The organism is Helicobacter sp. 11S02596-1 (assembly GCF_002272825.1).
Lineage (GTDB): Bacteria > Campylobacterota > Campylobacteria > Campylobacterales > Helicobacteraceae > Helicobacter_J.
Genome location: NZ_MLAM01000009.1, coordinates 90,694 through 99,863, shown reverse-complemented (window position 1 = coordinate 99,863; position 9,170 = coordinate 90,694). Strand labels below are relative to the sequence as shown.

General features: G+C 43.9%; 5 protein-coding genes and 1 tRNA gene. 3 read left to right on the top strand and 3 right to left on the bottom strand.

Annotated features, from left to right (window positions below; all coding sequences use genetic code 11):
* The first annotated feature begins 392 nt into the window (after positions 1-392).
* Positions 393-791: a DUF1104 domain-containing protein gene (locus BJI48_RS06920; protein WP_095333330.1), complete on the top strand. Its 399-nt coding sequence runs from the start codon at positions 393-395 to the stop codon at positions 789-791.
* Positions 792-905: 114 nt separating this feature from the next.
* Here BJI48_RS06920 and BJI48_RS06915 read toward each other — a convergent pair.
* Positions 906-981: transfer RNA gene (locus tag BJI48_RS06915), tRNA-Phe, on the bottom strand.
* A 371-nt stretch (positions 982-1,352) separates the two neighbouring features.
* Between BJI48_RS06915 and BJI48_RS06910 the strand changes: the two genes are divergently transcribed.
* Together BJI48_RS06910 and BJI48_RS06905 are read left to right on the top strand one after the other, a co-directional pair.
* Positions 1,353-4,034, top strand: coding sequence for a TonB-dependent receptor plug domain-containing protein (locus BJI48_RS06910; RefSeq protein ID WP_095333328.1), 2,682 nt, complete (start codon positions 1,353-1,355; stop codon positions 4,032-4,034).
* Positions 4,024-5,097 (top strand): cytochrome c peroxidase, encoded by a 1,074-nt coding sequence (locus BJI48_RS06905; protein WP_095333326.1) that lies wholly within the window; start codon positions 4,024-4,026, stop codon positions 5,095-5,097. Before BJI48_RS06910 ends, BJI48_RS06905 begins: the two co-directional genes overlap by 11 nt.
* A gap of 217 nt (positions 5,098-5,314) precedes the next feature.
* Here BJI48_RS06905 and BJI48_RS06900 read toward each other — a convergent pair whose 3' ends face one another.
* Positions 5,315-5,755, bottom strand: coding sequence for a Sua5 YciO YrdC YwlC family protein (locus tag BJI48_RS06900; protein WP_095333324.1), 441 nt, complete (start codon positions 5,753-5,755; stop codon positions 5,315-5,317).
* Positions 5,752-9,057: a carbamoyl-phosphate synthase large subunit gene (gene carB, locus BJI48_RS06895; protein WP_095333321.1), complete on the bottom strand. Its 3,306-nt coding sequence runs from the start codon at positions 9,055-9,057 to the stop codon at positions 5,752-5,754. The genes BJI48_RS06900 and carB overlap by 4 nt, the downstream gene beginning before the upstream one ends.
* Positions 9,058-9,170 lie beyond the last annotated feature (113 nt).

Sequence of the window (9,170 nt, the reverse complement as noted above, 5' to 3'; positions counted from 1 at the left end):
GATTCTTTTCCATAGCCGTGCGACTAGTTATTTTTTCTTATACTAGCTAGAAAGGGGTGCTGGGGGGCTGACTTGCGAAGCGCCCCCCGCTCACCCCTTTAAACCCCTGCTCTCCCTGCACGCCCCCAATGCAATGCAGGATTAAATGGCGTAGATAGCTTTTTTGTTAGTGATTCCAAACCTGCGAAACCTATAAAACTAGGTTGATGACCAGCGGTAGCTGGGAATAACCCCATACTTTAGGAACGAACGGGAGCTTAGCTCCCGTGAGTGGTCTTGCGATTCAGTTTAAAGAACTGAATCGAGTAGAAAATAGATAAAAAGAGAATTAACACATAATTCACGTTAGAAACTTATAATCCCTGCCTATCTTAAATCAAAAGGACAAAAAGATGAATAAATTCACGTCAATGGTTTTAGCGGGGGCAGTTTGTGCTTCATTTGCTTTCGGTGCTGACTTTTCTAAGCAAAGCAACGATGATTTGATCAAAATGTCGGGCGTTGTCGCTCCAAAAGATTTCCCTGACTATAAAATCGAATTACACAAACGAATGCAGACAATGACAAAAGAGCAGGCAAAGGATTTCCATAAAAAGCTTGAAGAAGCGATGGAAAAAAATACAGACAAAATGACCTTGAAAGAATTTCGAGAAAGAAAACAAGCCATCAAAAAAGCAATGGAAGAAAAAAGAAAGACAATGACTAAGAAAGAGTTGAAAGAAAGTGGTCTTGAACACAAGCATCACAAACACCATAAATGCGATATGGACGAGAAAAACTCAAAAAAATAATTAGCCTACAAATGGATAGAGAAAACCGCTCTATCCATCAATACATTTTCATCTTCTAAAAATCATCAAAAATCATTTTTTACTGCGGGGATAATGTTTATTTTTAACAATGCGTGGTGGCTTGAGGCGGAATCGAACCACCGACACGGAGATTTTCAGTCTCCTGCTCTACCGACTGAGCTATCAAGCCAAAGTTCTAAAGAGGTATTAAAAAAGCTAAACTAAAAAGAAGCAAAATTATGCCAAAAAACCCTTGAAAAATAACTTAAGTCTATCATTTTCCAATCGATTCACTAGCGTGAATCTGAAGACCACTCCGCAAGACGCTTAATCTTGCAACGTTGCTAAAAATACTAAACGATTTCAATTGCAAAAGAAATTTCACCCGCAAGCCCATTTACCTATCTCTAATCCCTTTACTGCGGGCTAGATTCCCTTCAAACAGACCGCATAAAGAATAAAAATCCAAGAAAATATTGCAAAAATTTTGATGTCTCAGTTTTGATAAAGTTATTAAAACTATAATTATGATTATTATTTTAATTAAAAAGGAATATTCCAATGATAAAAACATCTTTTCTTTTTATTATCTGTGTTTTTGGTATTACGGCATTTAGCTTGAGTGCTGGAGAAACTGCACCCTCGCAACCCCCATCATCACCGATAACACCGACAAATCAATCATCCCAGACAGATCAAACAAAAGATCAAACGATGGGTCAAACCACCGGGCAAACAACAAATGAAAAATCCTACCAACTCCCCAAACTCAGCGTCCAAGCGAGCAAAGCGATTAATGATCATATGAGCGGGGGGGGGGGGGTAAATATTAACGAGCAATTTCTCAATGCTTTTACCTCCGGAAATGCCCAAATCACCGATTTTCTAACCACCCACCCCAACGTGCAATTTGATAATTCGTTTCGCAGTTCCAAAACACCCGGCGAAATCGACCCGCCCAATGTCTCCATCAACGGCGCAACGTTTTATCAAAACAGCTTTATGCTTGATGGCGTGAATATGAATAACGACCTTGATCCCGGTGCTAATACCCCTCCATCGCACTTCCAGCTAGTTCCCGGGCGTTCCCAAGGGCTGGGTATTGATGCCTCACTCATCAAAAGTATCGAGGTGTTTGACAGCAATGTTTCAGCCAAATACGGGGGTTTTGAAGGTGGGGTTATCAACGCAAAGACCAAAGACCCAAGCACTGAGTTTAAAGCCAAAATCTCCTATCAATTCACCAGCTCCAAACTCACAAAATACCATATCGATGAAAGCCAGCAAGAAAGTTTTGAATACGCAAGCACAATAGGCAATCAGCCAGAGTTTTTCAAACAAAATATCCGCGCGCAAGCACAAGGGTATGTCAGCAAAAATATCGGGCTGATCGCTAGCTTTGCCACCACGCAATCAACCATCCCAATGCACGTTTATAACAAAAAAGACAATATCCCAGAAAAACGCGATACCAAACGGCGCATTGATAATTATTTTTTAAAAGGCGTTTATAAGGGGGTTGAAAATCTCGACCTTGAAGCCAGCCTCACCTATGCCCCGCAAGATAATAAATATTTCGTTTATCACGCCAAAGATTCGTATTATTCTATCGTTTCAGGGGGTTGGCAGGCTGCGCTAAAAGCAAACTATCATTTCACTTTTGCCCAACTAAGCAACACCCTAAGCTACAACGATGAAAGCAACTCCCGACGTAGTGATAAGCAGTATTTTAAAAACTGGATTCCTAGCCCAGAAAAAAATTGGGGAGCAAAGCAGGCTATAGAGGGGGCGTGGGGGAATGTCGATAGCATTCAGAGGAAGCTAAGCTATCGTAGCGATATGGATTTTGAAAAATTTGAGCTTTTCCACACCCACCACGGCTTTTCTGCGGGATTTTTGCTCGATTATACCAATGCCTATTATGCCCGCCCCAATGAATCCACCAATGCTTCCCGATCTAACACACCTCTAAAAGATGGAGATTCTTGCGCAGAAACCGACTACTGCTCGGCTTCTCCAGTGGATATGAATATTATCACACCCAAAAAAAACCAAGCCACTTGGAAAGACAATAAGGGGCAATATTTTAACTCCATCGATGTCTATCAAAAAGGCAAAATCAATCTGGATAATTTCGCTTATGGGCTGTATTTACAAGACAGCATTGATTTTTGGCGTTTCAACTTCCGCCCCGGTGTGCGCCTAGATGGGGATACGTATATGCAAAAGCTTACCATCGCCCCAAGGCTCGCGCTCAATATGGATGTCTTTGGCAATGGGCTCACGTATATTTTTGGGGGATATAACCGCTACTATGGACGCAATATCTTTAGCTACCGCCTTTCAGATGGTATCGATGCCCTCAGTAGCACCTATAAACGAAGTGGCCCTAGTGCAGAATGGGTCAAGGACTCAAGTGTGAAAAGCGGGACCAAGTTTTCCAAACTCAAAATCCCCTACAATGATGAACTCACTGCGGGGATTACGCAGAAATTTTGGCGATTTGAAGCGGGATTTAAATATGTCCATCGCCAAGCCAGAGATGAAATCACCAAACTCCACGTAAAAAATCCCACTGCCATAAAAGTTGGCAAAACAACGACAACCAGTGATGATTACGCAAGTTATTATTATATTTACCTCAATAATGGCAAAAGCGATAGCGATATTTTCACCCTCACGCTGGCGACCACTAAGCCCATCACGTTTTTTAATATTTCGCAATATTTTCAATTCAGTGCGGATTATTTCAAAAGCCACAGCAATTTCACAGACTACAACAAAAGCGCAACCAAAGAAAAAAATATCATCTATGATGGCAAGGTCATTGATATCACTCAATTGCCCGTAAAAAACTTCGCAAAGCCCTGGAATACTCGCCTCACGACTATCACAGATGTAACATTTTCACGCATAAAACTTAGCTGGACAAACTTTTTTAGCCTCAAATCAAGCTTTCAAGATATTGTAAGCTTCGACAAGGAAGCCACCGACACAGGCGTTATCTTGGATAAATACGAGATTTTTACCTTTCCTGTTGCCTTTAGCTGGGATACCAAAATCGGGGTGAGCGGGAAGTTTTGGGGCAAAAACACGCTTTTTGTGAATTTGGATATTTACAATCTCCTCGATAATCTCAATATCACCACTGCGACCATTGCAACATCAAAAGGTGGCACAAAAACCACCCCCACCTACGAGGCGGGCAGATCCTATTGGATACAAGCCGGTTATGAATTTTAAGATTTTTAAGCTTTTTTTGGCAGGGGCGAGCTTTTTATCCGCTCTGCCTAGCAATATCGAGGCTATCCGTGAGAGCTACCAGCGTCCCCCTAGTCTCTGGGAAGCCCCAAATATCGATGCGGGCGTGAGTTTTCACGAGCTTGCCCCCTTGCCACTTTCCCCGCCTTTCCCGCCAAATAATCCTTACTCCAAGCAAAAAGTAGCGTTAGGCAAAGAGCTTTTTAATGACCCTAGATTGTCGCTTTCTGGGCAAATCTCGTGTGCGAGCTGTCACAAAAAAGAATTTGGCTACGCTGATAATGTGCGATTTTCTCTGGGGCATAATGCCCAAAAAGGCAGGCGAAACGCCCAAAGTGTCCTGATGAGTGCCTTTGGAGAAGAAAAATTTTGGGATGGGCGGGCGAAAAATCTTGAAGTCCAAGCCCTAGGACCCATCGCAGACCCCACAGAGATGGCAATGCCCCTCCAAAAGCTCGCAGAACGCCTCAACGCCGATAAGCACTATCAAAAGGCGTTTTACAAGGTTTTTAAAACCACGCCGATTACTTTGGAGCAAATCGGGCGTGCCATCGCCACCTATGAACGCACGCTAATGCCTAAACGCACGAGGTTTGATAAGTTTTTGCTTGGGGATAAAAACGCCCTAAGCGATGAGGAAGTCTATGGACTCCATCTCTTTCGCACCAAAGCAAGGTGTATCAACTGCCACAATGGCGTAGCGCTAAGCGATGGGAAGTTTCACAATTTGGGGCTGAGCTATTATGGGCGCAAATACCAAGACCTTGGTAGGTATGAAGTGAGTAAAAATCCCGATGATATTGGTAAGTTCAAAACGCCCTCATTGCGTGGGGTGAGCCAGAGTGCGCCTTATATGCACAATGGGCTTTTCCCCTCATTGCGTCGGGTGATTTATGGCTATAATGCCGGGATGTTTCGCCCCAAACCTCCCCGTGGTGTTGATCCACGAGACCCGCTATTCCCGCAAACCTCCCCGCTTTTGTTGGAATTGCATTTAAATGATGAGGAAGTCAGGGCGATTGAAGCATTTTTGAAGACATTGTGATGTTTATGCGATTCAGTTTAAAAACTGAATCTGAAGACCATTCCGACAGGCAAAGCCTGTCTCCATTCCTAAAGTAACCATCTCATATTCAAGCTTGCTTGAATATTCGAGATAAATTTCTAAGGTTTTCATTATGCTTGCTTGATTTTAAAAACTGAATCTGAAAACCACTTCGCAGGGCAACGCTCGCTTACGTTGCTAGAACGATTTTGCCAATTCATCGCATTTTGATGATTTTAGATTGATTGATTTTAAACATCTTTGAGGGCACACCAGAAAAAATCCCTCTAGCATCCAAAACCACAACATCGCACATCTGAAATGCTATCTTTTTGTCAAAAGCCAAGCCTGTTTTGTTCGCTGAAGTCGAATACATCGAACCAAAATGCTTCAAAAAGCCCCTATGGGATTCATCACGCACTACCCGAAACGCTTGATGATTGGGAAAAACAAACGTGCTTTTATTTGCTCTGCGGAGATGGTTTTTGAAGCGCACCGGCACACGCAGATGGGTCTTGAGCCTCGATAATGAATCCACCTCAAGTAAAACAGGCTGTTTTGGCGATCTTTCTTTCAGGGTGTTTAACCTTTCAAAATCTAGGCTCAAAAGCCCCGCTGTCGTGTCTGTTTGCGCCAGATAAACCCAGCGTGCATTCATAAGCGCAGATAATCTTGCAAGGCGATGGCTTCATTGACATTGGCTTCTTGCATTTCTTTGAGTGCGAGTGCTGCGACCTCTGCGCCTGCGAGCGTCGTAAAATACGAGATTTGATTTTTCAGCACTTGGGTGCGGATGAGTTTGGCATCTTCTTTGTTCGATTTGTGATCGCTTGTATTTATCGCCATCACAATCTCGCCATTTGCCATCAAATCCTGGATATTAGGGCGTCCTTCTGATATTTTTAGGACCTTGCTTGATGGGATACCTTGCGACTCCAAAGCGTGATGTGTCCCCTCTGTCGCACAGATAAAAAATCCCAAATCAACGAATTTTCGCACCATATCGCAGGCTTCTAGCTTGTCTCTATCGCTAAGAGAAACAAATATTTGCCCTGATTTTGGCAAGGCATTTTTGCAAGCAATCTGGCTTTTAGCAAAGCTCAAGCCAAATTTTTTGCTAATCCCCATCACCTCGCCCGTGCTTTTCATCTCAGGACCTAGCAACAAATCCGCACCATAAAGCTTATTAAAGGGAAATACCGACTCTTTAAGCGTTACATAATCCATCTTTTTGGGCTTATAAACCCCTCGTTCAAATCGCACAAAATCAAAGGAGTCGTAATATTGCAAGCTTTCTTTGAGATTTCCCTGCCACATCACTCGGGTAGCGACTTTGGCTAGCGGGACGCCGGTTGCTTTACTCACAAACGGCACGCTTCGGCTAGCACGGGGATTGACCTCGATAAGATAAAGCTTGCCCTCAAAAATCGCGTATTGCACATTCATCAAACCCACGACACCGAGATTCAAAGCGATTTTGGCAGTGGTGTCTTCGATTTCTTCTAATAGGGCTTGGGAAATATTGATCGTAGGCAATGAACTCGCCGAATCCCCCGAGTGAATCCCCGCCTCCTCGATATGCTCCATCACACCGCCAATATAGACATCTTTGCCATCACAAATCGCATCGACATCTAATTCAATGGCTTTTTGCAAAAATTTATCGATCAAAACTGGCGAATCCTCGCTGACTTTGACAGCTTCTTGCATATAAAGACGCAAATCCTCGTTATTATGCACGATACGCATCGCCCGCCCGCCAAGCACATAGCTAGGGCGCACAAGCACAGGGAAACCTATCCTATCAGCGATCAAATACGCTTCTTCTTTGGTGAAAGCCACGCCATTTTCGGGTTGTCTGAGATTATTTTGCTTCACAAAACTAGCAAATTTTTCTCTATCTTCGGCGATGTCGATGACTTTCGCACTTGTTCCAATGATTTTTGCCCCGATTTTGGTGAGGTTTTTGGAGAGTTTCAAGGGCGTTTGCCCGCCAAAATGCACGATGATACCATCGGGATTTTCTCTCTCTACTGCCATACGCACGTGCTCAAAATCAATCGGCTCAAAATAAAGCGTATCGCTGGTGTCATAATCGGTGCTCACGGTCTCGGGATTGCAGTTATACATCACGCTTTCTACTCCCATATCCCCGAGTGCAAAGCTTGCGTGCACACAGCAATAATCAAACTCAATACCTTGCCCAATGCGATTGGGTCCCCCGCCAATAATCATCACCTTTGGGCGGGCTTGTTTGGTAGGGGTGGTGGCATTTGCTTGGAGGGCATTTTGATTGAAAGCCTCAAAATGCTCGTGCAAAAATCCATCAGGCAATATCGTCGAATACAAATAAGGCGTGAGCGAGGGAAATTCCGCCGCACAGGTATCGACTTGCTCATAAACGGCTTGCACGCCCATCTGAACCCTTGCGTGATAAACTTCAATCTCGCTCATATCCATTTTTTCATTTTTGCTGATGAGCTTGGCGATCATCTTATCGCTAAAGCCCATCGATTTTATCTGGCGCATTGTTTTTTTATTGTGCAAGATTTCTGAAGTGATACTTGCTTCTTTTGAGACGATCTCAAAAATCTGTTGCAAAAACCACCTATCAATCTGACTCAACTCATAAATATCCTCCACGCTCAAGCCCTGACGGAAACCATCAGCGAGATAAAGCAGGCGATTGGCATTAGGGCGACGGATTTCTTTGCGGATAAAATCCATATCAGAACTCACGCTTTCAAAGCCACAAAGCCCGATTTCTAGGCTACAGAGTGCTTTTTGAATCGACTCACAAAAATTCCCCCCAATCGCCATCACTTCCCCGATACTCTTCATCGATGTGCAAAGTGTCGAATCAGCTTGGGGGAATTTCTCAAAGGTCCAGCGGGGGATTTTGCTAACGATATAATCAATGCTAGGCTCAAAGCTTGCTGGGGTTTGCGTGATGTCATTTTTGATTTCATCAAGTGTAAAGCCCACTGCCAAAAGCGTGGCGACCTTGGCAATCGGATAGCCTGTAGCTTTTGAAGCGAGAGCTGAACTCCGACTCACACGGGGATTCATCTCGATAACAATCATCCTGCCTGTCGTGGGGTGGATAGCAAACTGCACATTACTCCCGCCCGTATCGACACCGATCTCACGCAAGATAGCAAAGCTCGCATCCCGCATTCTTTGGTATTCTTTGTCTGTGAGGGTCAGAGCAGGTGCGATGGTTATGCTATCACCAGTATGCACGCCCATCGGATCGAAATTCTCGATCGAACACACGATGATACAATTATCTGCCCGATCGCGAATCACTTCCATTTCGTATTCTTTCCAGCCCAAAAGCGATTCTTCAATGAGGATTTCATTGATGGGTGAGGCTTCTAGCCCGTTTTGTGCTAAGACCTTAAATTCATCGATGTTATACGCCACCCCACTGCCCCCGCCAGCAAGGGTATAGCTCGCACGGATGATGAGGGGAAAACCGATTTCTTTAGCGGCTTCTAAGGCTTCATTTTCGTTGTAGGCATAAAGACTTTTGGGCAAATCCATCCCGATTTTTAACATCGCTTCTTTGAATGCCTGCCTATCTTCGCCTTTTTTGATAGCGTGGGGCTTTGCACCCAAAAATTCCACACCATCAAGCATCCCTTTTTCGTGCATACTCATTGCGATATTTAAAGCCGTTTGACCGCCCATCGTCGGGAGTATCGCATCGACTTTTTCTTTGGCGATAATATCAGCGACGATTTCTTCGGTGATAGGCTCGATATACGTGCGGTCAGCAAATTCCGGATCGGTCATAATGGTGGCAGGATTGGAATTGATAAGAACAACACGATAACCCAAAGATTTCAGTGTCTTTGCCGCTTGCGTGCCGGAATAATCAAACTCACAAGCTTGCCCGATTACAATGGGTCCAGACCCGACTAAAAGGATGGTTTTTATATCTTTTCGTTTTGGCATACACTTCCCTAAAATATTTTCTGCATTTTAATCTAAAAAGGCTAAAAATATCTTAAGTAAAGCCGAAATCCACCCTACCAGCACACGCCGACCACGTTCATAATCGACACCAA

Bases quoted from the DNA above. Each gene is read 5' to 3' on its own strand.
- BJI48_RS06920 (WP_095333330.1), top strand. From the start codon at position 393: ATGAATAAATTCACGTCAATGGTTTTAGCGGGGGCAGTTTGTGCTTCA.
- BJI48_RS06910 (WP_095333328.1), top strand. From the start codon at position 1,353: ATGATAAAAACATCTTTTCTTTTTATTATCTGTGTTTTTGGTATTACG.
- BJI48_RS06905 (WP_095333326.1), top strand. From the start codon at position 4,024: ATGAATTTTAAGATTTTTAAGCTTTTTTTGGCAGGGGCGAGCTTTTTA.
- BJI48_RS06900 (WP_095333324.1), bottom strand. From the start codon at position 5,755: ATGAATGCACGCTGGGTTTATCTGGCGCAAACAGACACGACAGCGGGG.
- carB (WP_095333321.1), bottom strand. From the start codon at position 9,057: ATGCCAAAACGAAAAGATATAAAAACCATCCTTTTAGTCGGGTCTGGA.